This window comes from Paenibacillus mesophilus (genome assembly GCF_005938385.1).
Lineage (GTDB): Bacteria > Bacillota > Bacilli > Paenibacillales > NBRC-103111 > Paenibacillus_AB > Paenibacillus_AB mesophilus.
This window is the reverse complement of the sequence record NZ_VCRA01000006.1, coordinates 361,757-387,120: the sequence shown is the minus strand read 5'-3', so window position 1 is coordinate 387,120 and position 25,364 is coordinate 361,757. Positions and strand designations below refer to the sequence as shown.

Sequence of the window (25,364 nt, the reverse complement as noted above, 5' to 3'; positions counted from 1 at the left end):
GCCGCTATTTCGAATGTGGAGGCTTCCGGTCCGGATTATCGGACAGGGGGCCTCCTTTGCTTTGACCGCGTCCCCCGATTTTACGGAGCATCGCTATGCCGAGCAGAACGAGCGGCAGCAGCAAGCCGTATACGGCGGCGTACGGAGTCCATATCGTTCCCGCGAACCGGATGCCGTACACGATATCCGGATAGACGATCAGCGCATAGATGGCCGTCAGGAAGCCGAGGGGAACAAGCACCGACTGATACCGCTTCAGCTTGAAAATTTGCGCGAACCCGAGCGCCGACACGTAGAACGTAACCGTCGTTTTGAAAAAAATCGTCAAAAACCACGTAATTGCCAGCAGCGCCTCGATCCGCTGAAGAAATTGGCCGATGTTGATTTTTTTGGTCAGAGCGAAGCTCGGGTATATGTTCCGCACGGTCAAATACGGGCCGAGCACGGATAAAGTCAAAATCGTCACGAGAATGATCATCGTGCCTCCGATCGCCCCCCCAAGCAGGAAAGCGCGCCTTCTCTTGGACGCGTCGTCGACATGCGGGTAGATCATCAGAAACAGCACGAGCTCCAGGTACGGTATGCCGATCAGCGGAAGTGAGCCCTTCAGTACGGGGGCGAATCCTTTCTGCATAACGGGCATCAGGTTATCGACGTGCATCTGGGGGAGGACGAATAGGGTAAGCACGATAAGAAACAGCAGTACCCAGGGCAAGAAGATTTCCGCCGACCGGGCAAACGTCTCCAGTCCGTACTTGGACGCCATAATGACCAAAATAATAAAAACGATGTGAATCGCTTCGACAGGCGTCTCCGGCATAATTTGCGTAGCCATAAAATCCCCGATATACCGGAGCATGAACACGGCCAAAAAAAACGAATGAATCACGAAAAGAACGGCGACCGCCGTTCCGAGCCATTGGCCCAGCAGCACTTTGCACGCTTCGACGAGCGAGAGGGAGGGCAACCGGTTGCCTACCGCGCTCAACAGCACGATAATGCCGAGGCCGATGGCGACGCCTACAATAGCGGACATCCAAGCGTCCTGTTTCGCTTGCGCCCCGAGCGCCGCCGGAACGAGAAGGATGGAGCTGCCGATAATAAACATGACGACTAGTATCATAAATTGGCGGGCCGCGATTTTACCGTGTTCCAACGCTAGTCTCCCCTTAGTACTGTACTAGGACAACAATCGCTCGATCCACTTGCTCACCGGCATAAAAAACCGGGTTATGAGCTGTACCGGATTCCAGACAGCGACATGCAGTGTATAGGCGATGCTCACCCCCAATCCGGCAGCGAGCAGAATGGCGAACGCGGCCAAGTCTTTCTTCAGCCGATTGCGTAGCATATCCGGCACTTCGAGGACGACCATGACGGCGGTTGCGGCGATCAATCCGACGACGGGCCACATACCGGCTCACTCCTTCATTTCTTGCTTCAGCGAATTGGTAATCGTGCCGATTCTCCGTATCCGGTAATCCATCCGGACGTTGACGGGAAGCGAAACGAACATTTCCTGCCAATCGTCCTTCCAGGAGTCCCATTCCTTCGGATGCGATTTGCGGAATACGTCGCCGAAGCCGATAAAGTCGGTTTTGAATTCTTTCTGCGCTTTGTAAACGGTTTTTTTGATCAGCTTATTGTAGTTTTCGTTAATAATCTTATTCAGGGCCGGCAAAGAATCGGGATTTTGCAAATCGATTCCGCAAGCGACTTCGGCGACGTCTCCTTCGGCGTACAGGATGATATCGATGGCCGGTTTGCCGTCGATTACTTTACCTTTGACCTTGGTTGACGTCCGGATGACGTCGGTTACGATGCGGCCGCCGTTCGGACAGTCGAGGTGTCCCGCCGTTTCCTTGACGAACCCTTGGATATAATTGAACCCTTTGCTCTCGGTTTCGTTCAGCCAGCCGATCAGCTTATCCTTCTTGAAGGCGGCAAGCCCGGCGTATTCCAGCTCGGCGGGAGGGGTGATCGATTGGATATTTTGGATGACGTCCCCCTTCTCGGCCGCTCCCTTGATCCGGATACCCGTCACGGCTGGACTTTTCCCCTCTCCGGCCAAACCGTTGATAAGCTCGTCCAGATAAATGCCGTGAGTGGGCGACCAAAATTTGGCCGACGTCTCGAGCGACAGGAACAAATTGTTGGCCGGGATTTTCTCCAGAGGAGTCAACACGTTCAAAATGTCTACCGCTTTGCTGCCCTTTGCTATCGCGATGAAAAAGTCGGTCCGGGTCTCGTGGCCGCGCGACAAAAAGTCCAGCGCTTCGCTGATGCCGCTGCGCGCCATCTCCTCTCCGATGATGAGCATGCGGAGGTGGGACAAATAAATCCGGCGCGGAGCGATCGTCGTCATTTTGCGCAGAGCTTCGAGTATGCTCGGTCCCGTTTCCCGGTAGACGGTGACAGGCACGCGGGTTCCGCTGCCGGCCGCCCTCGTGGCCACTTGCCCGGGGTCGACGACTTGCGTGGATACGGTATACTGGTCGCCCGTCTTATCGATGCCGAGTCCTACCGTAATGGACAGCTCGTTCAATTCGCGGCGGCTCCAGCATCCCGCAAGAGCAAGGCACAAACAGCATAGCAGCGCGGCAACGGCGGCTTGTCTCAGCATATCCTGCAACTCCCTTGATGCAGCAAAGTAAAGTTATTTCCGCGTGGGCGGTTTCTTCGGTCCCGAGCTCCGCTCCCGGATTTTGTTCCCCGGGCTTAAGAACCGGGGGCGCTTATGCTGCCGCCATAGCGGCCAGCGGAGCAGCCCGTCTTTCTGACCGGCTATCGACAGCGGGGCGTAAGGTGCCAGAATCGGGACACCGAATGAACGCAGGCTGCACAAATGAAGCACGAGCGCGACGATTCCCGCGGAAATGCCGAATAAGCCGAAGGAAGCGGCCAGAAACATGAACACGAACCGCATGATGCGCGTCGAGGTGGCCAAATCGTAAGCCGGTATGACGAAGTTGGAGATCGCCGTCAGCGAGACGACGATAACCATAGCCGGCGAGACGAGTCCCGCCTGGACGGCCGCATCCCCCAGGACGAGCGCCCCGACGATCGAGACCGCTTGCCCGATCGCCCTCGGCATGCGAACCCCGGCTTCGCGCAATATTTCGAACGTGATCTCCATCATCATCGCTTCCACGAAAGCCGGGAACGGGATGCCTTCGCGCTGGGCGGCAAGGCCGATCAAGAGCGGCGTCGGTATCGCCTCCTGATGGAACGTCGTCAGAGCGATATAGAGCGCCGGGGCAAGCATCGCGATAAAGAAGGATAGCAGCCTCAGCAGGCGGATGACGCTGAAATTGTACCGGTTGTAGTAGTCTTCGGCAGCCTGGAAAAATTGGATGAACAGCACCGGAGCTACAAGCACGAACGGAGTTCCGTCGACGAGAATGGCGATTCGCCCTTCCAACAAGTTGGCGGCGACGACGTCGGGCCTCTCCGAGCTTGTCATCGTCGGGAACAGCGAGTGCGCCTCGTCCTGGATCATCTCCTCGATGTAGCCGCTCTCCAGGATGGCGTCGATATCGATCCGGTCGAGCCTCGCTCTCGCTTCGGCCACGACGCTGTCCTGGGCGATGCCGTGTATGTACATGAGGGCAACGTCGGTTTTGGTGACGCGGCCGATTTGTTTCATTTCCAGCCATAGGTTGGCGTCCTTGATTCTTCTGCGGACCAGCGAAATGTTCGTTCTCAAATTTTCCGTGAAGCCTTCGCGCGGACCGCGGACAACCGTCTCCGTCGAAGGCTCGCCGACATTTCGCTGCTCGCCGCCGCTCGTATCGATGGCGAGGCAAACGTCCGGATGGCCGAGCAGCAGGATCGTATCCCCGGACAACAGGGCGTGTTCGATCGCCTTCAGCTCGTTCAAGCTGCGGACACCCGCTGCCGGTACGGGGAAATCTTCCGGCAGAGCGGGCCATTCGGGAAGGTGAAGCTGCCCGGGCATCCGTTCGTCCGTGCGCATCGATATCTGCAGCGATTCGACTATTCCGTTAACCGTCGGCGCGTCTACCAGTCCGTCTATGTAAAGGATCGCGGCTTGGATTTGACCGGATTTGCCGAGCGGCAGATCCCGTGCGGCCAAGTCGCTGCTGTTGCCGAACAGCTGGCGAAGAAGTCGTACTTTTTCCGGCAATGCCAGTCGGATAAACGGTTCGTTCATTGCATATGGCATGGCGTATCACCTGATGAATAGCGTTTTCGCCTGTAGAGGCGGTCTCCATTACGGCTCGTCGATGTAAGTATCTTTGTCGGCGGCTTCGAAATCATTGTTTTCCAAATACGCCGGAGTAGTGATCGGGACGATCGTCGACGTATCGCGAACGGCGGCATTCTCCTGTTCCCGGGCGCGCTTCGGCTCATCTTTCCGGTTTTCGGGCATGGATAATCTCCTTTCGGATGGACTGAAAAGTAGGGTATCCACTTTAAGGTTAAAATACTCGGAAATGGAATAAGGTTGCGTCTTGGTTGCAACACTAAACTATCCTGCATGTGTTGCAGATTCCAATACTTGTCCACATAAGGAGAGCATCATGAGCGGCAATCGGACATCCGGAGCAGCTTCCGGCGACAGGTTTTCTACGAAAGGGTTCATTATGGCTGCGATCGGCAGCTCGGTAGGGCTTGGCAATATGTGGAAGTTCCCCTATATTACTGGCAAGCACGGCGGAGCCGCTTTTTTCCTGCTGTTCATCGTTTGCTTGATCGTGGTGGGGCTGCCGATTCTGCTCGCGGAGATGACGATCGGCCGGGGCGGCAGAGGGAACGCCTCCACCTCGTTTTTGAAGCTTACCGGCAAGAAGTACTGGGGAGCGTTCGGGCTGCTGTCCGTTATTACCGCGTTCCTCATCATGTCCTATTACGCCGTAGTAGCCGGCTGGACGCTTCATTATACGGTGGAATCGTTTTCGGGCATGCTGTTCCAGTCCGGAGTCGACTACAAGAGCAAATTCGCATCGTTTGCCGGAGGCTACTTGCCGCTGCTCTGGCAAGCCGTCGTCATGGCTATCTGCGGCTGGGTGCTGGCTAGAGGCGTTTCCGGCGGCATCGAGAAATTCAATACGTTTTTGATTCCCGGTTTTTTCATCATCCTCGTCGTCTTGATGCTCCGGTCGCTGACGCTGTCCGGAGCGGGGGAAGGGGTGCGCTTCTTCCTGCAGCCGGACTTCTCCAAGCTGGACGCCGAATCGATGCTGATCGCGCTCGGACACGCCTTCTTCTCCATGTCGCTCGGGATGGGCTGCATGCTGACCTACGGCTCGTACGTGAGTGCGCAGCAGTCGCTCGGCGCGGCCACGCTGGCGATCGGGGCGGGAGATTTGCTGTACGCGTTCATCGCCGGACTCGTCATATTCCCGACGGTGTTCTCCTTCGGACTGGAGCCCGGGGAGGGGGTGGGGCTCGCGTTCATGGCGTTGCCTGCGGCGTTTTCCCGGATGCCGTTCGGCTTGCTGTTCGGGGGGTTATTTTTCCTGCTGCTGGCGATTGCGGCGCTCACCTCGGCGATCTCGATTCTGGAAGTTCCCGTGGCGTACTCGATTACGAAATGGAAGTGGACCCGAAAGAAAGCAGCGCTGTACGTCTCGATCGTCTGTTTCCTGGTCGGTGTGCCGTCCGCTCTCTCGGTCGGCGGCGTGCTCGGCTCGTTTCAGCCGGGCGGCAAAACGGTGTTCGACTGGGTGGATTTTGCGACAGCGTATATCCTTATGCCTCTGGGAGGGCTGATCGTCACTTTGTTTACGGCCTATGTCTGGAAAAGGGCCGGGGAAGAAGCGGGGTTGAGCGGTTTCTGGTATCGGGCATGGATGACGCTGCTGCGCTATGTATCGCCGATTCTCATTATTTTGGTGTTCCTGTATTCCGTAGGCTTGATCCGGTTTTAAAAAACGTTTTTTGGTGAAAAATGTCGCAGCATGAACGGAAATCGCAACTTTTTCGTGACAAAAATCGGGCAACCGGACTATTTTGTCGAGTAAATGTCGTGCTTTATAATGAATGGTATGTTCGTTATAAAGAAGCAAGGCAAGCATCACAGTCGGAAAGAAGCGTAAGTGAAAGAAGATGCGGCAGCCGTGGCGTCCGGTAAGCGTCAGCCCGAGAATACGGGCACCACGGTTCGGCCGCCGGAAGTCAGCATTCGAGCCGAAACATTTCCGGAGCAAGGCGGAGCTTGAACAGCGCAAGCGGTCGTGCATGTCGTTCGTCTCCTTAATCGTCCCGGCGGCAATACATTAACAAACCTCGATCGGTGTGGTATATTGGGAATCGATGAGTGAGATCGAGAACGGTTAAAGGACGGTTACGGTAGTGAGGATAGGCGAACGAATCCGGGTGCTGCGGCTTGGAAAAGGGTGGTCCATCTCCGAACTTGCGGAGAAGGCGAACGTAGCGAAATCGTACATAAGCAGCATGGAGAGGGACAAGCAGAACAATCCGTCCATCCATATGCTCGAGAAGGTTGCGGACGCGTTGGAGGTTCCGGTAGACGCCATTCTGCACAATAAGCCGGAGCGCGAGCCGAAGGAGCCGTTGAACGACGAATGGCTTGCGCTCGTGCTCGAAGCGATGGCATCCGGCGTTACGAAGGAGCAGTTCAGGGATTACCTCGAGTTCAACAAATGGAAAAAGATACAATCCAAATAATGTCGGAACGTGAGCACGGTTTTCGGTAATGCCCAAGTACAAAGTCAGAGCTAATTCTGTGCCTCGGTATGGGCTCGGTTTAACAAACAATGTAAGGTCTGACATTGTACTAGTACATTCTCGGGCGGAAATGGAGTGTGGCATGCCGGACGCACAGGAGAACCATGCGCTCCAGTTGGATGAGGAATGGGTGGAGCTGATTGCTTCGGCCCGAAGCATGGGATTGTCGTTGGAAGAAATACGCCTGTTTCTGGGCGACTCGAATCGGGCCGCTGCGAAGCGTTCTTCGACCGACCGTTGTCCGGACTCGGCCCCTTGATGCGATCATAAACCTATTGACGGCCCGTGCGATTCCGTTCGCAAGGGCTGTTTTCATGTCGAAAGATCGCTCCGGTAATGCTCGAGAGCTTGATGGAAGCGGCGGAACGGCTTTGACAGCACTTGTATGTTTTTTCTCGCTATAGCTTGCTTGGAAGCCGTTTTCCAGATCGATAATTCGTCCAGGCTGCGGTCGATTTGTTCCCGTAAGTTAATGATGTAGCCCTGCTTCGATTTCGATTCCGCCAATGCCCTCAAATCCTCGGCAAGCTCGAAGCCGAGAAAGCGGAGGTTTGGATTGGATAATGTTTTGCGGACCGTGAAATGATCGGGCGTAAAGTCCTCCCGGTAATCGAGTCCGGGGACTTGCTTCCAGAAGTTCTCCCATTCCTTGAGAAGCCCGGTCTCGTATAGAAAGTACCGCAGGAAGCCGCACAGCCATGCCGTACAGCTCGTGTTCCGAAGACTGCAGCCCGTTCCGGCGGTCAAGTTCCGGCACCCCTTGCAGCAGGAGCCTCCGTTGTCGATGCAAACGCCGCATATATGTTCCGAGCCGATCCCGCTCAAAAAATCGAGACCTTGCTCGATGACGAGGAGGCGGGTAGTAGGTTTATATTTGCCCGATGGCCCGGGCATATCGGGACGGTTGGTTGCCGATCGCGATTCGGACATAAAATCCACCTCCCCTTATGTTTGTATATCTGATTATTTGAATATATATTAGTATTTGCCTCCTTGTCAAATGGGGCTTCTTTTATGCTATGATTACTCATATAGGTAAACAGACAAGGAGAAGCCGCCATGAACTTGGAGCTCCAGCAATTCAAATCCGAATTTTTCAAAGCGCTCGCCCATCCGTTGCGGATTCGCATTCTCGAATTGCTGTCGGAAGGCGACAAGACCGTCAACGAAATCCAGTCGATTATCGGCAGCGAAGGGTCCGCGGTGTCGCAGCAGCTGGCGATTTTGCGCAGCAAAAACGTCGTATTCGGCATCAAGGAAGGAACATCCGTCATATACAGCTTGCGGGACCCTTTGGTGAAAGACTTGCTGAAGGTGGCCAAGCAAATTTTCGATAACCACCTGGTCGGCACGATCACGCTGCTGGAACATATGAGGGCATCGGAGCAATAAACCCGGAATCAATGTCTCGATAGAGGTATTGATTTTTTTTGCAGTCGGGCGTACTATTTCCATATATTCAAATAATCAAATATAACGAGAAGAAGGGATCGTAATGAAAGGGTCGGGAAGATATGAGGGGTACAACATCCACTCGCTGCGTCGTGACCTGATTGCCGGTCTGATTGTCGGGATCGTCGCCATTCCTCTCGGGATGGCTTTCGCTATCGCTTCCGGGGTGAAGCCCCAGTACGGGATTTATACAACGATCGTGGCAGGCATTCTCATCTCGCTGCTGGGCGGCTCGAAGTTCCAGATCGGCGGACCGACAGGCGCCTTCATCCCTATTCTGCTCGCCGTCGTGCTGCAATACGGGTACGACAAGCTGCTTCTCGCCGGCATGATGGCGGGGGTCATTCTTGTCCTCATGGGCCTGTTCAGGCTCGGAGCGCTCATCAAGTTTATCCCCCGGCCCGTTACGATCGGGTTTACGTCCGGGATCGCGGTTATTATTTTCTCCGGACAAATCGCCAACTTTCTCGGCTTGACCGGCTTAGAGCGTCATGAGCATTTTTGGCCCAACATGCGCGAACTCGCGACCCATCTATCTTCCGTTAACGGATACAGCGTCTTGACCGCTCTTATCAGTCTCGCCATCCTGCTTCTTCTGCCGAAGCGGTTCCCCAAGCTTCCGGCTTCCTTGATCGCCCTGCTCGTCTCCGGTGTCGTTGCCTCCGTGTTCTTCGGCGGGAAGGTAGCTACGATCGGTTCGACCTACGGAGATATTCCGAGTACGCTTCCGACGTTCGCTCTCCCGCATATCTCGTTGGATCTGATCGTGGAGCTGATACGTCCCGCCTTGCTGATCGCCCTCTTGGGCGGCTTCGAATCGCTGCTGTCGGCGGTTGTCGCGGACGGGATGTCGGGCAGCCGGCATAACAGCAACCGGGAGCTGATCGGGCAAGGGATAGCCAATTTCGTAACGCCGCTGTTCGGAGGCATTCCCGCCACCGGTGCGATCGCGCGCACGGCGACGAATATTAGAAGCGGCGCGGCTTCGCCCTTATCCGGTGTTATTCACGGCCTTGTCGTACTGCTGACGCTGGTCTTATTCGCGCCGTTTGCTTCCGACATTCCGCTCTCCGCCATGGCGCCTATCTTGATGGTAGTAGCTTGGAATATGAGCGAGAGGAAAGAATTCATGCTGGTGCTTGGAACGAGAACCGGCGATTCGATTGTCCTGGTCGTTACGTTTCTGCTTACGGTATTTACGGATTTGACCACCGCCGTCGAGGCGGGCCTGGCGATTGCGGTACTGCTTTTCGTGAAAAGGATAAGCGCCAACCTCGTCGTCGCGAAGGAGGAGCACGGCTCCCCGGAGCTGCTCGTGTTCTCCGTCGAAGGACCGTTGTTTTTCGGCACGGCAAGCCGGCTCGGGGCGATGATTATGGCCGAGGCGCCGCACCGTCCGAAGGCGCTGCTGCTCCGCATGGAGAACGTCCCCTATATCGACAGCTCCGGCGAATACGTCATTTCCACCATTTTGAGAACGTATAAGCAGAGCGGCGTTCTCGTGCTTGTCTCCGGCATCCGGCCGCAGCCCGAAGCATATTTGGCCAAAACGGGCTTGGACCGAATTCTGGGAAAAGACCGATTCTTTGCCCATAAGGAGGAAGCCGTTCGCTATGCGCTGAAGGCGCTTGACCGAGGCGAAGAAGCGGAACGGCGGGAAGAAGTTCCCGTTTGAAAGTAAGCCGACCCATCGACCGGTACAGCGGCTCGATGGGCCTGTTCGTTTTCTGGAGGAAACTGATCATTTATCCGTCTTGTCCGAGGATTTCTCATCCGTATCGGGATATTTCACGACAGGCCACTTCTGCTTGCGCAGCGCGTCCAGCAGCTCGGGGCCGACATGAAGGGTATCCTGCACGAGCTGGCGAGGGGTGAGCGCCATCCACTGATTCAACGATATGTCGGCGAAACGGTCGCTCTTGAACATTTCCAGAAACCATACGGTTTGATCGCCGGTATTTTGCACATAGTGCCCGCAGGCGAACGGTACATAGCCGACATCGCCGGCCCGATAATCGAATGTACGCGCGTTTCCTTCGGCGGCGAATACGGTCATGCGCGTCGTCCCCGAAAGGTAATATTGCCATTCGTCGTTGTTCGGATGCCAGTGCAATTCCCGCATCGCTCCCGGCTTCACCTCTACTAAGGCAGCCGCGATCGCGGTGGAGACGGGGAAGTTGGAGGCGTCTACAATGCGGACAGACCCGCCGGGCGTTCGGATCGGCTCTTGGGCAAGCAGCCGGTGCGTAAAGCTTCTCGGCACGGTGCCGTACGGATCGGGCACCTGCTGGCTTTCGATCGGGCCGGGTACTTCGGCTTGGAAAATGTACCGCTGTTTCCCGGGAATGTGGTCGAAGGCGCTCTCGGGTACGCCGAAGTTGGCCGCCAACACGTCCTTCGGCGTATGCGCAAACCAGTCCGTAATCGAAAACGTATCGATGTCGGAGAAGCTGCCGTCGTCGAACACGAGCAGAAATTCGCAGCCTTCCGCAAGCCCTTGTATCGAATGGGGGATTCCCGGCGGAAAATACCACAGATCGCCTACGCCGACATCGGCGATGAAATTCCGTCCATCCTGATCGACTGCGGTGATCCGCGCCCGGCCCAGCAGGACGAACGCCCACTCCGCCTGCTTATGCCAATGCAGCTCCCGTACGCCGCCGGGCGTAAGCTTCATGTTCACTCCGGAGAGCGTCGTGGCGATCGGCAGCTCCCTGACCGTCACTTCCCGGGACCAGCCGCCATGGTTGAGCTGCATGTGCGTATCCGAGAACGAGAATTTCATATTGGGCAGCGTTCCGGCATCGGTGACGGGAGGGACGAGCATATCGGGGTTTTCCATATCCCTCATCACGTCGCGCGGACCGCTGTCGGTCCCGCCGGCGCCGTCTTCGCGTATAGGCTGCGGAATGCGGCCGGGCATCTGTCGATTCCGTTCTTGGTCGTCCATGAAGCACGCTCCTTTTCATGGGTTATGGTTGCGCGAGATTTAACACGCAGCAATGTATGTAGATCGGCGCCGAAATATGTCAATAGATGGCCTCTTTCAGGGGCTTTTTCGTGTTCTTTCTAGGAATATCGTTTAAACCGCTTCAAATCTGTCAATTCTACTAATAGATTGCTCAGAAGACTAGTTACGAGTAATACGAGAAGTACGAACGGCAGGTGAAACGAATGTCTATTTTCAATTGGTTCAAAAAATCGAAAAAGCCAAAAGCCGCACTTATCCCGAATCAGGCTTCCGAACACTATCAAAGCGTGGAGACCAACGGCCGTCTGGAAGAAATGATCGAATCCATGAATCGGATTTTTGGCGGCAACGACGATTTCGGGGTTCGCCGGTTCCATGTGTTCGGCCATTATGAGGCCGCCATGTTCTATTACTCCACGATGATCGACCAAGCGATGCTGAATGGAGATATATTAAAGTCATTCATGTATGTACCTCCGCATCTGGAAGAGAAGAGCATCAAGCCTAGCCGGTTGAAGGAGGTTCTGCTGAAAGATTCGATCTTCCACAGTCAGGTTGGGACGGAAGGCCGATTCGCCAACCTGGTCGAGGCTGTTCTGCGCGGACAGACTGTCGTGGCGATCGAAGGACTGGACGAAGCTTTCGTGATCGGCACGCGCAATATCGAGCAGAGGGCTATCGATCAGCCTGCCACCGAGCAGGTGATCCGCGGACCGCGCGAAGGGTTCATCGAAATGCTGAGTACGAACATCGCCCTGCTTCGTTATCGGCTGCAAACCCCGGATTTGCGCATGAACACGCTGGAGCTTGGCCGCAGAACCAAATCGAAGGTCGCGATCTGTTACATGGAAGGCATTACGAACCCCGATCTGCTGAAGGAAGTGAAGAAGCGGCTATCCAATATCGATATTGACGCGATTCTCGACTCCGGTTATTTGGAGCAGTTTATCGAGGATAACCACCTATCCCCGTTTCCGCAAGTTCAGTATACGGAACGGCCGGATAAAGTGGCTGCCAATCTATTGGAAGGAAGAGTGGCCATTCTGGTAGACGGTTCCCCGCTGGCCTTGGTCGTTCCAACCGTTTTCAGCCAGTTCTATCAAACGGTAGAAGACTATACGGAACGATTTCTGCTGATGAGCGCGGTTCGTCTTGCCCGGCTTGTCGCTCTAATATTCTCACTGGTATTTCCATCGCTATATGTCGCGATTATCTCCTTCAATCCGGAGCTCATTCCGACGGAATTTGCCGTCGCGGTGGCCGGCGGGAGGGCAGGGGTTCCTTTCCCGGCAATCATAGAAGTTCTGGTAATCGAAATATCCATGGAGGTTTTGCGGGAAGCGACAATCCGTTTGCCGCAGCAAGTCGGCGGCGCTCTTTCCATCGTCGGCGTACTCGTTATCGGACAGGCTGCGGTGGCTGCCGGATTTGCCAGCCCCATCACGGTCGTTATCATCGCGCTGACGACGATCGGGTCATTTGCGACGCCGGCCTATAATGCAGCGCTGGCCCTGCGGCTATTGCGTTTTCCGCTCATTATTTTGGCCGGCATTTTTGGCCTTTACGGCGTCATGATCGGCTTGATCCTGATCGCGAATCATCTCATTTCCTTGAAATCGTTTGGCGTCCCTTACTTGAGCCCGCTAGTTCCTGGAAGTTACCAAGGAATGAAAGATTTGCTGGTCCGCGGACCGTTATGGTGGATGAATAAAAGACCTTCGTTCCTTTATCCTCTCGATGCGACCAGATTGAGCGACAAGACGGTGGAACAACTGAAGCAGCCGACGGACAACGTGATGGATCCGTTAAAATTCAAAGAGCAAAAGGAGTGACGACAAATGGATACTTCTCGTCAGATTACCGTAATTCAAGCGGCTGCCATTCTGATCAGCACCATAATAGGGGTAGGTGTACTCACCCTTCCCCTATTTGCGGTTCGTGCAGCGGATTCGGGCGCTCCTCTCGTTACGTTTCTCGGCATGATACTTGCCTTTGTCGGATTAAGTTTGATTGCTCTGCTCGGCATGCGGTTTCCTAATAAATCGATCGTTCAGTACAGTGAGGATATTGTAGGGAAATGGCCGGCCCGGCTCGGCAGCGTTTTCATTATCGTTTTCTTTGCCGTGCTGACCTCCTTTGCCGCGCGCGAGTTCGGCGAAGTGGTTGTTACCTCCGTTCTGAAAGAAACCCCCGTGGAAGTAACCGTTATTGTGATGCTGCTGCTGGCAGCGATCTCTACGCGCAATGACATTACGACTTTTGCTTACATTCATCATTTTTATTTTCCCGCTCTGCTGGGACCGGCACTGCTGATCGTCGCGCTTTCCTTGAAAAATGCCGATATTATCAATTTGCAGCCGATTTGGGGAAATGAACCGAAAGATATGGTGGGAGGTGTTTTTACCATAGCTGCCTTATTTCAAGGATCGTTCGTTCTGACCTTGGTGATTCCGGCCATGCGACGGCCGGAAAAAGCGATGAAGGCAAGCGTATGGGGGATGTTGATCGCGGGAGGGCTGTACGTTGCGATCGTCGTGGCAACAGTCAGCGTCTTTGGCGCCGAAGAAAGCAAGCAGCTGCTCTGGCCGACACTGGAGCTCGCGAAGGCGACGTCGCTACCCGCGAATATATTGGAGCGTCTGGATGCCGCTTTTCTTGCCGTTTGGGTAACCGCCGTATTCACTACCTTATTTTCCAGTTATTACCTGACCATTCACTCGATGAGCAAGCTGTTCCGCTTGCGCGATCATCGGATGTTTTCCTTTTTCCTCCTGCCGATCGTTTTTGTTATGGCCATGCTGCCTTTAAACATCCTGCATATGTACGAAATCATTCAAAATGTCGGCCGGATCGGACTTTTCATCACGATTATTTACCCGGGAGCGCTACTGCTGATCTCTTTCCTCCGCAAGAAAAGAGGGGATCCCATTGGGAACAAACCGATTGACCAAAGCCGTTAAGCTGCTCGGCGTCGTACTTGTCGTGCTTCCGCTCCTGACAGGATGCTGGGACCGTCTTGAAATCGAGGAGCGTGCCGTCGTTTTGGGGATTTCAATCGACACGGCCAGCCCGGAAGCGGAGAAAGAAGAGGAAGAGGTTTCCCATCTTGAAGGAAAATTCCCCGCGCCGAAAAAAGAAATGATTCGCGTCGCCGTTCAGATCGCCCTTCCCGGGAAAATTCCGCTCGGTCCGGGAGAAAGCGGAGGGGGCAAAGGGGGCGCGGAGCAAACGGTTTGGGTCATAGAGGTGGTGGGTCATACGATCGATGATGCCCTTATGAATTTGCAGCAGCAAGTTTCGGGCAGACTTTTTTTCGGACATTTGCGCGTCATCGTCGTATCCGAGGACGTGGCCAAAAAAGGAATGGAAAATTTAAACGATTATTTTCGCCGCAATTCGGAAGTGCGCAGAATGGCTTGGATGATGATTTCGAAAGGAAAGGCGCAGGATTTAATGAAGGCTGCGCCGAAATTGGAGCGCGTACCGACGCTGTATCTGATGTCTACGCTGGATGACGCCGTCAAGATGGGCAAGCTTCCCGAGGATTATATCGGCATGTTCTGGAGCAATTCTTCGAAGAAGGGGCAGGAAGGCTTTCTGCCTTATGTGGAGATCATGAAAGAACAAAACGTCGAACTTTCGGGATTGGCTTATTTTAAAGGATCTAAAATGGCGGGAACAACGAAGCCGCTCGAAATCGGTGCTTATATGGGAATTAAAGGAGTAAATCCGGCGGGGTATCGGGGTACTATCAGCCTTGACGGATCAGCATCAAACACGATCACTCTGTATGCTACCAACCGCACTTCAAAAATTGATGTTCAGATTAAAAATGGCCTTCCGAAAATCACCGTAACGATCATAAACGAACTCAATATCGAGGAAAAGGCCAACGAGCAGCATTTCATAGATCAGCCGGACATCCTTAAAGAGATCGAACGGGAAGATGAGAAAGGGGCTGTAAAGCTTCACGAAGGCTTGGTTAAAGAAACGCAGGAGAAAGGAGCCGATATTTTCGGCTTCGGGGAATACGTAAGGGCGAAAGAACCGCAGTATTGGAATGAACATATCAAAACCAAAGAAGGATGGCAAGAAATGTACAAGGACATTTCGATCGAGGTTAAGATAGATGTCAAGATTCGACGGGTTGGAATGAAAGCCAGATAACTTGCGATCAGTGAACACCTGGGGGGGGGAGTACGGATGGGTTACGCCGGTTTTTTCAGTTACGCGATATCGTTATGGCTGCTGACAGGGTTGCTCATTTTGCGGTTGGAGGTCAAAGGATACGTGCTGGCGGCCATGGATAAGGAAAGGAAAGTATGCCGTTCTCTCGGATGGATCAACATTTGCCTCGGACTGATGATGTTTGCGGCGAGATGGTCGCTTCAGAAATGGGGATGGTAGCAGCGAAACCATTTGCTTGTTTCAACGTATTACTGTAGATGGTCGAAAAATGTCGAGTAATTGATACGAGAGAGGAAGTTTTAGTAGAATGCCCCATGAGCAGACAAACGGATGGCGTAAAGACATTGCACCCTTCGAAAGACCACATATGAAGCACAGTGTGTGGCAGATTATGAACACCGTCATTCCTTTTTTGCTGCTTTGGTATTTCGCTTATTTGAGTTTATCGCTTTCCTACTGGCTTGCCGTTCCGCTGGCCATCATAGCCGGAGGATTTCTGGTACGGGTATTCATTATTTTCCATGACTGCTGCCACAAATCGTTTTTCAAGAACAAGCTGACTAATGAAATTGTCGGGACGATAACCGGTATACTGACCTTCGTACCTTTCTACCAATGGCGTCATACCCACGCCATTCACCATGCTACGAGCGGCAACTTGGACAAACGCGGTACCGGGGATATTTGGACGCTAACGGTGGAAGAATATTTGGCAGCCTCTCCGCTGAAACGGTTGATATACCGGCTTTACCGCAATCCTCTTATCATGTTTACGATCGGACCGATCTACATTTTTCTGATCGACTACCGTTTCAACCGGCCGCGTGCCGGATTCCACGAACGGATGAATACGTATATAACGAACCTGGGTATCGTCGGCGGAAGCGCATTGCTGTGCTGGGCTATCGGCTGGCAGCCGTTTCTCCTGATTCAGGGAACGGTCTTTATCGTTTCGGGAATGGCGGGCATCTGGCTCTTCTACGTACAGCACCAGTTCGAGGAAACTTATTTTGAAGAAGACAAGGAATGGGACTACGTAAAAGCAGCTATGCAGGGAAGCTCGTTTTATAAGCTGCCCAAGGTTTTGCATTGGATTACAGGCAATATCGGATTCCACCACATCCACCATCTGAGTCCCAGGGTGCCTAACTATTATTTAGAGACGGTGCATAATCAAAATCCGCGTTTGCAGGATGTGAAAACGATCACGCTGCTTTCAAGCTTGGAATCGCTCCGTTTCCGGATATGGAACGAACAGAGCAAGAAATTCGTGGGCTTTAAAGAGATCAAGTCGTTCCAGGCCAAACGTAAAGTTAAGAAGGCGTTCGAAGTTTGAACGCTTTCTTTTTTTGTGCGGATCTTTTTTTGGAATAGACTTCCAATCGTAGTATAATGAAGTGAACTAATCTTTACATGCAGGAGGAAATCTCGATGAGCTATAATCATGCTAACATCGCCACATTCCTCGGGGGAGAAGGAAATGGTTACAAGTGACGACGTTCACCGGACGGCGCTTTCGCTGCCTGGAGCCGAGGAGCGAGACCACTCAGGGAAGCCGTCGTTTCGGGTCGGCAATAAGGTTTTCGCGGTGATCCAGCCTGACGGAGTATCGCTCGTACTCAAGACGACTAAGGAAGACCGGCACGCATACACGACGATGGCTCCGGACATTTACGCCATGCCCGACAGCTTCGCGTCTATGGCTTATATGGTCGTGCGCATGGACCGGATCGATCCGTCCGAATGCCGGGAGATGATCGTTCAAGCATGGCGGCTGGTTTCGCCGAAGCGGGCGGTCGCGGCTTACGACAGAGGCAGTATTTGATAAAGCGGGGACGTCCGCAGCAGGCGTCTGCCCGTCATGGCTTGCTGCCAAAAAAATATGGCACAGGCTGTAACCAAAAGGCATAATCTTCGTTATAGAAGAAAAAGGGTCGAAAGGTTGAAGCGAGATGAAGCAAAAAATGGCCTCCCATGCGCCGCTGCTATGGCTGTTATGTATTCCGGTGCTGAACGTGTTCTACGGCATTCTAAACCGTGAAGGACCTAATGTGCGCAGCTTGATGACCGGGCTCGATGAAGCGATTCCGTTCGTATCGGTCTTCATCGTACCGTACTTGATCTGGTACCCGTTCATGATCGGCATGTTCGTCTATTTGTTCAAGAAGAACAGCACCGTCTACTACCGGGCACTCATCCAGCTATGTATCGGTCTTGTCGTCTGCTACATCACTTACTATTTTTATCAAACGGTCGTATCCCGGCCCGTTATTACGGATCAGGTGCCGCTGCATCAGTTCGTATCGTTCGTTTACAACTCCGACCAACCTTTCAATTGCTTCCCGAGCATCCACGTGATGACCACCTATGTCATTCTGAAGCATACTTCGCCGTATATCGACGTAAATCGGTTCGTCCGCCTTGCCATCCACTTGACCGGCTGGTCGATCATCGTATCGACCGTATTTGTGAAGCAGCACGTCGTATTGGATATTGTGGGAGCCATTTTGTTAGTCGAGTGCATGTTCTACCTCGTTAATAAATTCGTCCCGCTGTCGAAGAAAGCTCCGGTACCGGTTTCGGCATTGGAAGGCGCGGAGAAAATGTCGCACATGTAACAGGATAAACGGCAGCCCCGGCTCGAGATGTTCGCCGGGGTTTTTGGCGATTTTGTCGGGGTTAAATATCCAAGGCTTTAAGCTTCCGTCATATCGTTAGAACGATTATGGACGATTAGGCTGACAATATCACGATATTAAAGCTGTAAAACCGAACGGACAAGCCCGTCACTACAACCTGTTGAATATTTTATTATTGAATTCGCGACTCCCTTAGCCGTATATTGAGCCTGCAGGTAAATAATACCATTGAAGGGCGAGGGAGGAAATGAAGGTGTCGATTCATGAACAAGTTTCTGAAAAGGAAGAGCGGGCAACGAAAGGACTAGCCGTTCCGGCGGAGACGGAATTGGAGAATGCCGCGTCGCCGATCAGCAGACGCAAGCTGCTGGCCTCGATTGGCGTGACCGGGATGATGCTGACGGCAGGAACGTTGCTCACGGGCCGGTTGAACCATGTCCATGCCAAGCAGTCGTCCGTGATGGGGAGCGTGTACGGTGAAGGCGTACTCCATTTGCCCAAAGACACGAATCTGATTATCGTCACTACGATCAGCGAGTTGAGATTGTTGAACGCTCCGATCGATCAATTTCTGTATTTTGTCGCGGATACCGGGCAGGAAGGTCATTTTTACTACGATTCTGCGGACGCCGCATCGGCGGATAACAATGGAACCATTATCGTCAGTTCGGGCGGCTGCCGGTACAAAAGAGTGTTTCAGGACGAGCTTCACGTCAATTGGTTCGGCGCCAAAGCGGACTACAACCCGGCGACGGATGTCGGCACGCCTTGCGACGACGCGCTGCAAGCCGCTATCGACGCTTTGGAGAGCTACACGCTGCCGACCTATTCTAACGGCGGTTACCGGGGGGGCGTTCCCAAAATCGTATTCGGCAGCGGCAATTATTTGCTAACGGGCAAAAAGTATTTATCCGATATATCCGTTGCCCTGAGAGGCTTGAAAATTAGCGGACGAGGTCCTTACTCGACCAATATTTTTTACAAATGCGACGAAGCCGCAAACGGAACGGATAATTATTTGTTCTACAACAACAACAGGCTGCGTGACTTTTCCGTCGAGGGCATCAACTTTACCGGCGTCACCGGTACGGAAAGGTTCCTGTATTACACCAGCACGGGAACCGCAAGCTCCACCTTTTTCTTCGACTGCACGTGGAATGTGTTCAAAATCGGCATCTTCTTCACCGGTGCGGCCAACACGTCGGAGAATCGATTCCATAATTGCAGAATCAAGGCGATGCCGGAAGGTTCGATATTTTATCAGTGCGATAACGCACAATCCGTAAACCATGGCTTCGTCAATTGCGATTTTGAAGGAATTAGAGGCACCGCCCTCAAATTTACGAAAGGGGGGATATTAAATATGATCGGCGGCTCCATGATTCCGACGGAGCGAGGAGTATTTCTGCACATCGAAGATACGGCCGGCACGGGAGTCGGCGCCCAGAACGGCATTTTCAACCTGTTCGCGGTCAAGCCCGAAATCCGGGACGCGGCCAAATTTATTTTCCTGAAGGCACATTCCGCCGATGTCAACCTGTCCGACTGCTCCATGCTAGTAGGTCACAACTTCTCCACGCAAGAATGGGCGTCCGGAACGGGTTACACGGTCGGGAGCCGATGCAAGCTTGGGGGTGTCTATGGGAGAGCTTATGCGTGTATTCAGGCGCATACGGCCGATTCCTCCAATAAGCCCCAGTCCGGCGCTGCATGGAAAACTTGTTGGGAGCCGCTATATGAAATGGAAATCGAAAGAGGGACCGTGACTGTAAGAGGCGGACGCATATCTTACACGACCAAGGTGGCGTACGCGAATGCCAGCTATTCCGGGCCGAGACCGCTGCTGACTTTCTCGGACAGGTGTCTGCTGCTGAAGCCGGTGTCCGACCTCGTGGAATTCGTCCCGTCGGATTCGATAACGAATTCGGGCTCGATTCCGAAAGTATGCGCGACAGACTGCAGAAGCGGCATCGATTTCAATCCGGTGGACGTAACTTTGAACGCTACGAACGGCTTCTATCATACGACTTTCCAGACCCATAACGTTGTATTCCGATCCAGTCCCGACCAAAATGGCGGTCTTCCTTCTACTGCCGACGGAACCGTCAGCATGAAGCTGCCGAAAGGGGCTACCATCTTAAAGGTAGGCTTTGTAAGCGAAGGAGGGAATGTGAACGGAGTGTTGAACGTCACGAATTATAACGATACCGTTACCTTTTTATCCGCCTCGAATACGGGAAGCGCCGAAGGGGCCGGTCTGTGGTACAGGATCGATTCGGAGGAGAAGAGGACGATCCGGTTATCCTCGACCGATACGACGAGAAGGAAAGGCTTTGTCCATATCCAATACGTCTGAAAGCTTGCATGCATGGCTGACGGCTTCGAAATTGTGGGGTGCCATCCGTATATTCATTCCGAAAAAGGATTGAAACCGGATCGCATCTCTTTTATTGCTACTGCGAAGGAGCCGAGACGATGAAGGAATACCGCGCAAGCGAAGAAGTCATGTTCGGCTGGGGGCTGAGCGTGAAGACGGGGCTGTCCGGCTTGTCATTCCTTTCCGAGAGAGGGTAGGATTCGAGAAACGGAAGAAAAAAGGGATGGCCTGTGCGGAGAGTCCGCTCCAGGTCATCCCGGCTGCGTTGAAATCGCGAGTCTGCTTCGGCTTCAAACAAAATCCCGATCAAAACTTGGTCATGATCTTCACGTAATGAGCCAGTTTTTTCACGAACAGCTTCAGCTTCACTGGCGGACCCTCCCGTTATGGTTGCTGTACCGATTCCAGATACCGCACGACTTCCGCCGCATGTTCTTTTCCGGCTTTCGCATGAGCGATTAACGGAATCGTATGCGGTCCGCGAGAATGAATGACGGATGGATCGTCTTGGACGATAGCCTTTACGATTTCAAGCCTGCCCAGCATGGCGGCGGCGAATAAGTCGATTCTCGCGCCTTTGTCTAACAAGTAGAGGGCAATGTCCCGTCTGCCGACGTGGGCTGCGGCGCCCAAAGCGGTTTCCCAATCCCCGTTGCCCCAATCCCAAGAGGCATTGACCAATCCAGGCTCCCGCTCGAGCATTTCCTTGACTTTGTCCAGATCACCGTGGGCGTTGTACACAAAATCTTTGACCAATTGAGCGTTCAAACTTTCGGACATGGCAATGTCCCTCCCCTTATAGATTCGAATAGCCTGCAATCAGATCGGCTATTTCGGCATTCCCTCTTGCATGAGCGTATTCCGCGGGCGTCAGCGACTGGCCGTTCGGTATTCGCGGGTTGGCCCCGCTCGCCAGCAGCAGCTCCGCAATCTGTATCCGGTTAAAATGGACCGCAACGTGAAGGGGAGTAAACCCTTTGCGGAGTTCGCCTTCGCAGGGGCGGTCGATGTCGCTTCCGTGCCGAAGCAGCAGGCGGACGATGTTGATATGATTGCCTGCAATGGAGGCGTGCAGCGGCGTATTGTTCAGCTTGCCGTCGTTGCTTCTCAGGTTGATATCGGCACCGGCTTTCAGCAAATAGGCGGCCGTCTCTTCATTGCCGAAATGGGCGGCCAGTCCGAGAGGCGTATACCCGTCGAAGCTGTGGCTGTCGATCAGCTTCGGAGAAGCGGAAGCGAGCTGCTGCACTCTGGCCGTATTGCCTACGGCGGCGGCTTCGTATAAGGTAAGCTCCGCACCTTGCTGAAGGAGCAGCTCTTTAATCTCGGTAGCCCGATAGTAGGCGGCCAATAGGACGGCGGTTTGGCCTTCCTCCGTTCTCGCGTTTTTCAGTTTCTCGTCCACGGACAGCAGCTGCCGGACTTTTTCCAGGTTTTTGCTCTTGACCGCGTCCAGCATCTCTAGCTTCAGCGTGCGTACATGTTCGGCCAGTGCGTTAGCTTTCATGATCAGCTGCTCGGAAGATTGGACGCCGATACCTATAAATTGGGATGCAGCCTCGGAGCGGCTCTGAGCCAGCCCCGCTTCGACGAGCAAATCGACGGCTGCAAGGGTCGTCTCGTCCAGCCTAACGGATAGCACGACGCTTCGGTTCGGTTTCTTGCCCATATGTACATCCTTATCGAATTTTTGTAATAACAATTACAATGTCAATTGTACAATGTCTAGAAAATGTTGTCAAAAATAAAAAAAGCCGTACACGAACGTGACGGCAACTTGCTCTATAAGCGGTGGCGGCGGTCTACAGCCGATACACGAAAAGCCCTTTATACCGCTCCCTTGTCGCCCATAAGAGATAAAGGTGAGCGGCAGCTAAGCCAAGTACCGGTATAAGCAGCTGCGGGTCCCGAAACAGATGGAAGGCGGCGATGTTGACCGTAAGCGGGAAGAGCAGGACAAGCCCGAGCGGAATAAACCGCCCCCACAGCAGCAGCAAGCCGCCGAACAGTTCGACCGTCTTCTCCATAAACAGCAAGTAGCCCGTTCCTAGCAGCTCGACAGCCTCCGGGCTTTTGGGCAGAAAAGGCTCGAGCCCCCAAAACACGAAATAACCGTTCACTCCGGCTGCCACAAAAATGAGTCCTACCGCATAACGAAGAACATGGAATAATAAACGATTTGGCATACGCACCAGCTCCTTTTTTTAATTACGACAACTGCTATCTCAATTATAGTTAAAACTGGAAGGGTGTCAACGATAATTCAGACATTTGTTGTCGCTGTTCGTGGAGTCTGATACAATGGGATTATTATGAACGATACAGAAATTTTAAGTTCGCTAAATTGATACAGCTGCGAAGCGATGCCTCGTTAAAGCGAACAGCGAGTTTCTGTACTAAGAAAAGCTACCTCTTACGCAGGGTCATTCATCGTGGGAAGGGCTTCGATTAGAAGCTTTTCTTATCGATAAGGAAAGTTTAACTTCGCTAAAGCCTTAAAGCGAAGTGAGACTTTTCTTACCAAGAAAAACTTCCGCTAAGTCGCGGTCGCTCATCCTTGAAATACGTCGATAGACGTTTTTCTTATTCGGGTAAGGAGATTTAGATCGTGAATAATTCGCTCAGCGTGGAATATGCTCTGCACAGCGTGTCGATCTTGGCGGTCATTCCCCAGGAGATGACGATCAACATTAAACAATTGGCGGCTTTTATGGGACTCGCCCCTTCGTATTTGGCGAAAATGTTCACTCAGCTTTCCAAAGCCGGAATTGTCCGCAGCAGCGTGGGCAGCAAGGGCGGCATCAAGCTGGGACGGCCGGCGGAGGACATTTCCTTCTACGATGTATTTATGGCGGTAAACGGACGCAAGCATATGTTCCAATGCTCCAATATTCGCGCTTATACGCTCGGTTATGAGCCTGCTCCGGGCATGTGCGAAATTCACGAACAGATGTGGGAGGCGGAGGAGAAAATGTACGCGCACCTCCGGGATGTTAAAGTATCCTCTATGGCCGCCGTCATCCATTCCAAGCTGACGCCTCAGGAACAGCAGGAGCGGCTGGACATGCTCCGACAATTGATCAAGCAGTCTTAGTAGGTGCGGCTAATTCAGGCGAGAAACCCATCCCAGATATCGAAGATGGGTTTGTTCCATATGTTGTATGAGCGGCTATTCCCGGTATTGGGGCAAATCCGGATCAGGCAAATGACAGGCCCATACCATCATCGTGTTCCCGTCCGGATCGCCGAAGAAAAACATGGAGGTAGCACCTGCGATTTTAATGTCGCTGACCCGCACCCCATTCTGCTTCATGGAACGATAGGCTTGGCTAATATCCGGCGTTTCCATGCTGAATTGGGCTTCGCTTTCGATCCGGTCCGCCTTGGTAAATACAATAAGGATAGGACCCGACCCTGTCGTATAGGCGGTCGATCCGTCCGGCGCTGTCCACATTTGTTTCAGCCCAAGGACATTGCCGTAAAAGTCGCGGGCGGCTTCCAGATCGGTTACAGCGCGGAAAATGACCCCGATCGAGGTGAGGACCGGAGCGTTGTGCATCATGGACGGTTCATTCATATGGAAAATCCCCCTTCGTATTGGCTTCACTGTAAAGACGTAAACAAGGAGCAAAAGGAGACGCCTGCTGTAAAATAAAAGTTTATTCGATTTGATTCGAGTGCATAGTGAAATTAAGGTTGAAACAACGAAGCAGCCGGCCAATACCGGCTGTTTTTTGCATTCATGGTATAGAATTCATCTATGCATTGGATATAAAAATCGAATTTCATTTATGTCGAAACGGCCCTTACAATGAGAGAAAGAGATACATCAACCGGATAGGGGAGATTGGGGATGGCTGGAAATTCCTTCGGAGAGGTTCTTAAGATAACAACATTCGGAGAGTCCCATGGAGTGGCGGTAGGCGTCATTATTGACGGCGTGACTCCGGGAGTGGACATCGGCGAGCAAGATATCCAAATCCAAATGGACCGGCGGAAGCCGGGACAATCGGCCGTCACTTCGCCCAGAAAAGAATACGATATCGTCCGCATTATGTCGGGGGTCTACGAAGGGAAAACGACCGGGACGCCGATGCTCGTCATGCTGCACAATACGGATATGCGGCCTGAAGCGTACGACGATATTAAACATTCGTTCCGCCCGGGACACGCCGACTTTACTTATTTAAAGAAATACGGCATTCGGGATCACCGCGGAAGCGGGAGAGCGTCGGGCAGGGAAACGGCGGGCCGGGTGGCGGCAGGCGCAGTCGCCCGCAAGCTGCTGGAGCATAGAGGCGTCCGTGTCGTAGCCTATACGAAGGAAATCGGCGGCATCCGGTGCAGCCGGTTTGTCGAGAACGAGATTGAACGCAATGCCGTCCGGGCGTGCGATCCGGAAGCGGCCGACCTTATGATCGAGAAAATCAAACGGCTGTCTTCCCTCGGCGACAGCTGCGGGGGAATTGTGGAATGTACGATTCGCGGCGTCATTCCCGGACTCGGCGAGCCGGTGTTCGATAAGCTGGATGCGGAGCTGGCCAGAGCGATGCTGTCCATCGGAGCCGTCAAAGGGATCGAATTCGGCGCCGGATTCTCCGCTTCAGTGATGCTTGGCAGCGAGCATAACGATGAAATGCATGCATCCGGCTTTGCCAGCAATCATTCGGGCGGGATTATCGGCGGCATCAGCACGGGGCAGGATATCGTGTTCCGGGTGGCCGTTAAACCGACCTCCTCGATCTCCGTGCCTCAGCACACGATCGGAATCGACGGCGAGGAACGCGTCATCGTAACCGAAGGCAGACATGATCCGTGCATTTGCCCGAGAATCGTTCCCGTCGTAGAAGCGATGGCCTGCCTCGTCCTGGAAGACCATTACAAGCGGCAAGCGGCGATGCACGACCGATAAGGTTTTCATAAGGAGTGAAAAAGACCCGTAGTGCGATGAAAAAAGAAGCAAACGGAATGCATGGACAGGCCCCAGTGCGCAGCATGGGGTCTTTTTTAGACGCCGGCGGCG

General features: G+C 53.3%; 26 protein-coding genes. 15 read left to right on the top strand and 11 right to left on the bottom strand.

Translation table 11 applies throughout. The features are described from left to right. Positions 1-4: 4 nt before the first annotated feature. The 5 genes from FE783_RS14200 to FE783_RS37555 are packed head-to-tail and all read right to left on the bottom strand — an operon-like array spanning position 5 to position 4,393. A complete protein-coding gene (locus FE783_RS14200) occupies positions 5-1,156 on the bottom strand; it encodes a GerAB/ArcD/ProY family transporter (RefSeq protein WP_138880016.1) in 1,152 nt (383 codons plus the stop codon). A gap of 24 nt (positions 1,157-1,180) precedes the next feature. Further along, positions 1,181-1,414 (bottom strand): hypothetical protein, encoded by a 234-nt coding sequence (locus FE783_RS14195; RefSeq protein WP_138880015.1) that lies wholly within the window; start codon positions 1,412-1,414, stop codon positions 1,181-1,183. Between the two features lie 6 nt (positions 1,415-1,420). Next, on the bottom strand, positions 1,421-2,623 hold the full coding sequence (locus FE783_RS14190) for a Ger(x)C family spore germination protein (protein ID WP_138880014.1): 1,203 nt from the start codon (positions 2,621-2,623) through the stop codon (positions 1,421-1,423). A 33-nt stretch (positions 2,624-2,656) separates the two neighbouring features. Then, positions 2,657-4,186 (bottom strand): spore germination protein, encoded by a 1,530-nt coding sequence (locus FE783_RS14185; protein ID WP_138880013.1) that lies wholly within the window; start codon positions 4,184-4,186, stop codon positions 2,657-2,659. Between the two features lie 48 nt (positions 4,187-4,234). Continuing rightward, positions 4,235-4,393 carry a hypothetical protein gene (locus FE783_RS37555; RefSeq protein ID WP_158301801.1) on the bottom strand — a complete coding sequence of 53 codons (159 nt, stop codon included), beginning with the start codon at positions 4,391-4,393 and terminating at the stop codon, positions 4,235-4,237. A gap of 151 nt (positions 4,394-4,544) precedes the next feature. Between FE783_RS37555 and FE783_RS14180 the strand changes: the two genes are divergently transcribed. The 3 genes from FE783_RS14180 to FE783_RS14170 all read left to right on the top strand — a co-directional run bounded on the left by FE783_RS14180 (position 4,545) and on the right by FE783_RS14170 (position 6,973). Next, the gene (locus FE783_RS14180; protein ID WP_138880012.1) at positions 4,545-5,894 is read left to right on the top strand and encodes a sodium-dependent transporter; all 1,350 of its coding nucleotides are present in this window, start codon (positions 4,545-4,547) and stop codon (positions 5,892-5,894) included. A gap of 424 nt (positions 5,895-6,318) precedes the next feature. Next, positions 6,319-6,654 carry a helix-turn-helix domain-containing protein gene (locus FE783_RS14175; protein ID WP_138880011.1) on the top strand — a complete coding sequence of 112 codons (336 nt, stop codon included), beginning with the start codon at positions 6,319-6,321 and terminating at the stop codon, positions 6,652-6,654. Positions 6,655-6,796: 142 nt separating this feature from the next. Then, complete coding sequence (locus tag FE783_RS14170; protein WP_138880010.1) at positions 6,797-6,973, top strand: anti-repressor SinI family protein; 177 nt, start codon at positions 6,797-6,799, stop codon at positions 6,971-6,973. Positions 6,974-7,026: 53 nt separating this feature from the next. Here the strand turns inward: FE783_RS14170 and FE783_RS14165 are convergent, their stop codons facing one another. Further along, complete coding sequence (locus tag FE783_RS14165; RefSeq protein WP_138880009.1) at positions 7,027-7,644, bottom strand: 3'-5' exonuclease family protein; 618 nt, start codon at positions 7,642-7,644, stop codon at positions 7,027-7,029. Positions 7,645-7,773: 129 nt separating this feature from the next. Here FE783_RS14165 and FE783_RS14160 point away from each other — a divergent pair, with 129 nt between their 5' ends. Both FE783_RS14160 and FE783_RS14155 read left to right on the top strand, forming a co-directional pair. Then, positions 7,774-8,106, top strand: a complete 333-nt coding sequence (locus tag FE783_RS14160; protein ID WP_138880008.1) for an ArsR/SmtB family transcription factor — start codon at positions 7,774-7,776, stop codon at positions 8,104-8,106. A 103-nt stretch (positions 8,107-8,209) separates the two neighbouring features. Then, positions 8,210-9,841 carry a SulP family inorganic anion transporter gene (locus FE783_RS14155; RefSeq protein WP_138880007.1) on the top strand — a complete coding sequence of 544 codons (1,632 nt, stop codon included), beginning with the start codon at positions 8,210-8,212 and terminating at the stop codon, positions 9,839-9,841. A 66-nt stretch (positions 9,842-9,907) separates the two neighbouring features. Here FE783_RS14155 and FE783_RS14150 read toward each other — a convergent pair whose 3' ends face one another. Next, complete coding sequence (locus tag FE783_RS14150; protein WP_138880006.1) at positions 9,908-11,116, bottom strand: oxalate decarboxylase family bicupin; 1,209 nt, start codon at positions 11,114-11,116, stop codon at positions 9,908-9,910. A 224-nt stretch (positions 11,117-11,340) separates the two neighbouring features. Here FE783_RS14150 and FE783_RS14145 point away from each other — a divergent pair, with 224 nt between their 5' ends. The 8 genes from FE783_RS14145 (at position 11,341) to FE783_RS14110 (ending at position 20,320) form a co-directional block, all read left to right on the top strand. Beyond that, positions 11,341-12,969, top strand: a complete 1,629-nt coding sequence (locus FE783_RS14145; RefSeq protein ID WP_138880005.1) for a spore germination protein — start codon at positions 11,341-11,343, stop codon at positions 12,967-12,969. A 6-nt stretch (positions 12,970-12,975) separates the two neighbouring features. Further along, positions 12,976-14,097: a GerAB/ArcD/ProY family transporter gene (locus FE783_RS14140; protein ID WP_138880004.1), complete on the top strand. Its 1,122-nt coding sequence runs from the start codon at positions 12,976-12,978 to the stop codon at positions 14,095-14,097. Then, positions 14,066-15,304 carry a Ger(x)C family spore germination protein gene (locus tag FE783_RS14135; RefSeq protein ID WP_238403073.1) on the top strand — a complete coding sequence of 413 codons (1,239 nt, stop codon included), beginning with the start codon at positions 14,066-14,068 and terminating at the stop codon, positions 15,302-15,304. Before FE783_RS14140 ends, FE783_RS14135 begins: the two co-directional genes overlap by 32 nt. A gap of 36 nt (positions 15,305-15,340) precedes the next feature. After that, entirely contained in the window at positions 15,341-15,544 is a 204-nt protein-coding gene (locus FE783_RS14130) for a CLC_0170 family protein (protein ID WP_238403071.1), read from the top strand. Between the two features lie 88 nt (positions 15,545-15,632). Next, positions 15,633-16,661, top strand: coding sequence for a Delta(5) desaturase DesA (gene desA, locus FE783_RS14125; protein WP_138880002.1), 1,029 nt, complete (start codon positions 15,633-15,635; stop codon positions 16,659-16,661). A 144-nt stretch (positions 16,662-16,805) separates the two neighbouring features. Continuing rightward, the gene (locus tag FE783_RS14120; protein WP_138880001.1) at positions 16,806-17,150 is read left to right on the top strand and encodes an MmcQ/YjbR family DNA-binding protein; all 345 of its coding nucleotides are present in this window, start codon (positions 16,806-16,808) and stop codon (positions 17,148-17,150) included. 127 nt (positions 17,151-17,277) lie between these two features. Further along, positions 17,278-17,943, top strand: a complete 666-nt coding sequence (locus tag FE783_RS14115) for a phosphatase PAP2 family protein (protein ID WP_138880000.1) — start codon at positions 17,278-17,280, stop codon at positions 17,941-17,943. Positions 17,944-18,217: 274 nt separating this feature from the next. After that, positions 18,218-20,320, top strand: a complete 2,103-nt coding sequence (locus FE783_RS14110) for a hypothetical protein (RefSeq protein WP_138879999.1) — start codon at positions 18,218-18,220, stop codon at positions 20,318-20,320. A 405-nt stretch (positions 20,321-20,725) separates the two neighbouring features. Here the strand turns inward: FE783_RS14110 and FE783_RS14105 are convergent, their stop codons facing one another. The 3 genes from FE783_RS14105 to FE783_RS14095 all read right to left on the bottom strand — a co-directional run bounded on the left by FE783_RS14105 (position 20,726) and on the right by FE783_RS14095 (position 22,527). Beyond that, entirely contained in the window at positions 20,726-21,127 is a 402-nt protein-coding gene (locus FE783_RS14105; RefSeq protein ID WP_420799741.1) for an ankyrin repeat domain-containing protein, read from the bottom strand. A 10-nt stretch (positions 21,128-21,137) separates the two neighbouring features. Then, positions 21,138-22,010 carry an ankyrin repeat domain-containing protein gene (locus tag FE783_RS14100; RefSeq protein ID WP_138879997.1) on the bottom strand — a complete coding sequence of 291 codons (873 nt, stop codon included), beginning with the start codon at positions 22,008-22,010 and terminating at the stop codon, positions 21,138-21,140. A gap of 133 nt (positions 22,011-22,143) precedes the next feature. Further along, positions 22,144-22,527: a DoxX family membrane protein gene (locus FE783_RS14095; RefSeq protein WP_138879996.1), complete on the bottom strand. Its 384-nt coding sequence runs from the start codon at positions 22,525-22,527 to the stop codon at positions 22,144-22,146. Positions 22,528-22,949: 422 nt separating this feature from the next. On the opposite strand from FE783_RS14095, the gene FE783_RS14090 reads away from it, so the two are divergent. After that, entirely contained in the window at positions 22,950-23,435 is a 486-nt protein-coding gene (locus FE783_RS14090) for an RrF2 family transcriptional regulator (protein ID WP_158301800.1), read from the top strand. Positions 23,436-23,510: 75 nt separating this feature from the next. Here the strand turns inward: FE783_RS14090 and FE783_RS14085 are convergent, their stop codons facing one another. Further along, positions 23,511-23,918 carry a VOC family protein gene (locus FE783_RS14085; protein ID WP_138879994.1) on the bottom strand — a complete coding sequence of 136 codons (408 nt, stop codon included), beginning with the start codon at positions 23,916-23,918 and terminating at the stop codon, positions 23,511-23,513. A 276-nt stretch (positions 23,919-24,194) separates the two neighbouring features. On the opposite strand from FE783_RS14085, the gene aroC reads away from it, so the two are divergent. Further along, complete coding sequence (gene aroC / locus FE783_RS14080) at positions 24,195-25,253, top strand: chorismate synthase (RefSeq protein ID WP_138879993.1); 1,059 nt, start codon at positions 24,195-24,197, stop codon at positions 25,251-25,253. Positions 25,254-25,364: the final 111 nt, after the last annotated feature.

Excerpts from the sequence above, each read along its gene's own strand:
- FE783_RS14130 (WP_238403071.1), top strand. The coding sequence starts at position 15,341 with ATGGGTTACGCCGGTTTTTTCAGTTACGCGATATCGTTATGGCTGCTG.
- FE783_RS14085 (WP_138879994.1), bottom strand. The coding sequence starts at position 23,918 with ATGAATGAACCGTCCATGATGCACAACGCTCCGGTCCTCACCTCGATC.
- FE783_RS14195 (WP_138880015.1), bottom strand. The coding sequence starts at position 1,414 with ATGTGGCCCGTCGTCGGATTGATCGCCGCAACCGCCGTCATGGTCGTC.
- aroC (WP_138879993.1), top strand. The coding sequence starts at position 24,195 with ATGGCTGGAAATTCCTTCGGAGAGGTTCTTAAGATAACAACATTCGGA.
- FE783_RS14150 (WP_138880006.1), bottom strand. The coding sequence starts at position 11,116 with ATGGACGACCAAGAACGGAATCGACAGATGCCCGGCCGCATTCCGCAG.
- FE783_RS14165 (WP_138880009.1), bottom strand. The coding sequence starts at position 7,644 with ATGTCCGAATCGCGATCGGCAACCAACCGTCCCGATATGCCCGGGCCA.
- FE783_RS14145 (WP_138880005.1), top strand. The coding sequence starts at position 11,341 with ATGTCTATTTTCAATTGGTTCAAAAAATCGAAAAAGCCAAAAGCCGCA.
- FE783_RS14185 (WP_138880013.1), bottom strand. The coding sequence starts at position 4,186 with ATGCCATATGCAATGAACGAACCGTTTATCCGACTGGCATTGCCGGAA.
- FE783_RS14095 (WP_138879996.1), bottom strand. The coding sequence starts at position 22,527 with ATGCCAAATCGTTTATTATTCCATGTTCTTCGTTATGCGGTAGGACTC.
- FE783_RS14170 (WP_138880010.1), top strand. The coding sequence starts at position 6,797 with ATGCCGGACGCACAGGAGAACCATGCGCTCCAGTTGGATGAGGAATGG.
- FE783_RS37555 (WP_158301801.1), bottom strand. The coding sequence starts at position 4,393 with ATGCCCGAAAACCGGAAAGATGAGCCGAAGCGCGCCCGGGAACAGGAG.
- FE783_RS14120 (WP_138880001.1), top strand. The coding sequence starts at position 16,806 with ATGGTTACAAGTGACGACGTTCACCGGACGGCGCTTTCGCTGCCTGGA.
- FE783_RS14155 (WP_138880007.1), top strand. The coding sequence starts at position 8,210 with ATGAAAGGGTCGGGAAGATATGAGGGGTACAACATCCACTCGCTGCGT.
- FE783_RS14180 (WP_138880012.1), top strand. The coding sequence starts at position 4,545 with ATGAGCGGCAATCGGACATCCGGAGCAGCTTCCGGCGACAGGTTTTCT.
- FE783_RS14160 (WP_138880008.1), top strand. The coding sequence starts at position 7,774 with ATGAACTTGGAGCTCCAGCAATTCAAATCCGAATTTTTCAAAGCGCTC.
- FE783_RS14140 (WP_138880004.1), top strand. The coding sequence starts at position 12,976 with ATGGATACTTCTCGTCAGATTACCGTAATTCAAGCGGCTGCCATTCTG.
- desA (WP_138880002.1), top strand. The coding sequence starts at position 15,633 with ATGCCCCATGAGCAGACAAACGGATGGCGTAAAGACATTGCACCCTTC.
- FE783_RS14190 (WP_138880014.1), bottom strand. The coding sequence starts at position 2,623 with ATGCTGAGACAAGCCGCCGTTGCCGCGCTGCTATGCTGTTTGTGCCTT.
- FE783_RS14115 (WP_138880000.1), top strand. The coding sequence starts at position 17,278 with ATGAAGCAAAAAATGGCCTCCCATGCGCCGCTGCTATGGCTGTTATGT.
- FE783_RS14100 (WP_138879997.1), bottom strand. The coding sequence starts at position 22,010 with ATGGGCAAGAAACCGAACCGAAGCGTCGTGCTATCCGTTAGGCTGGAC.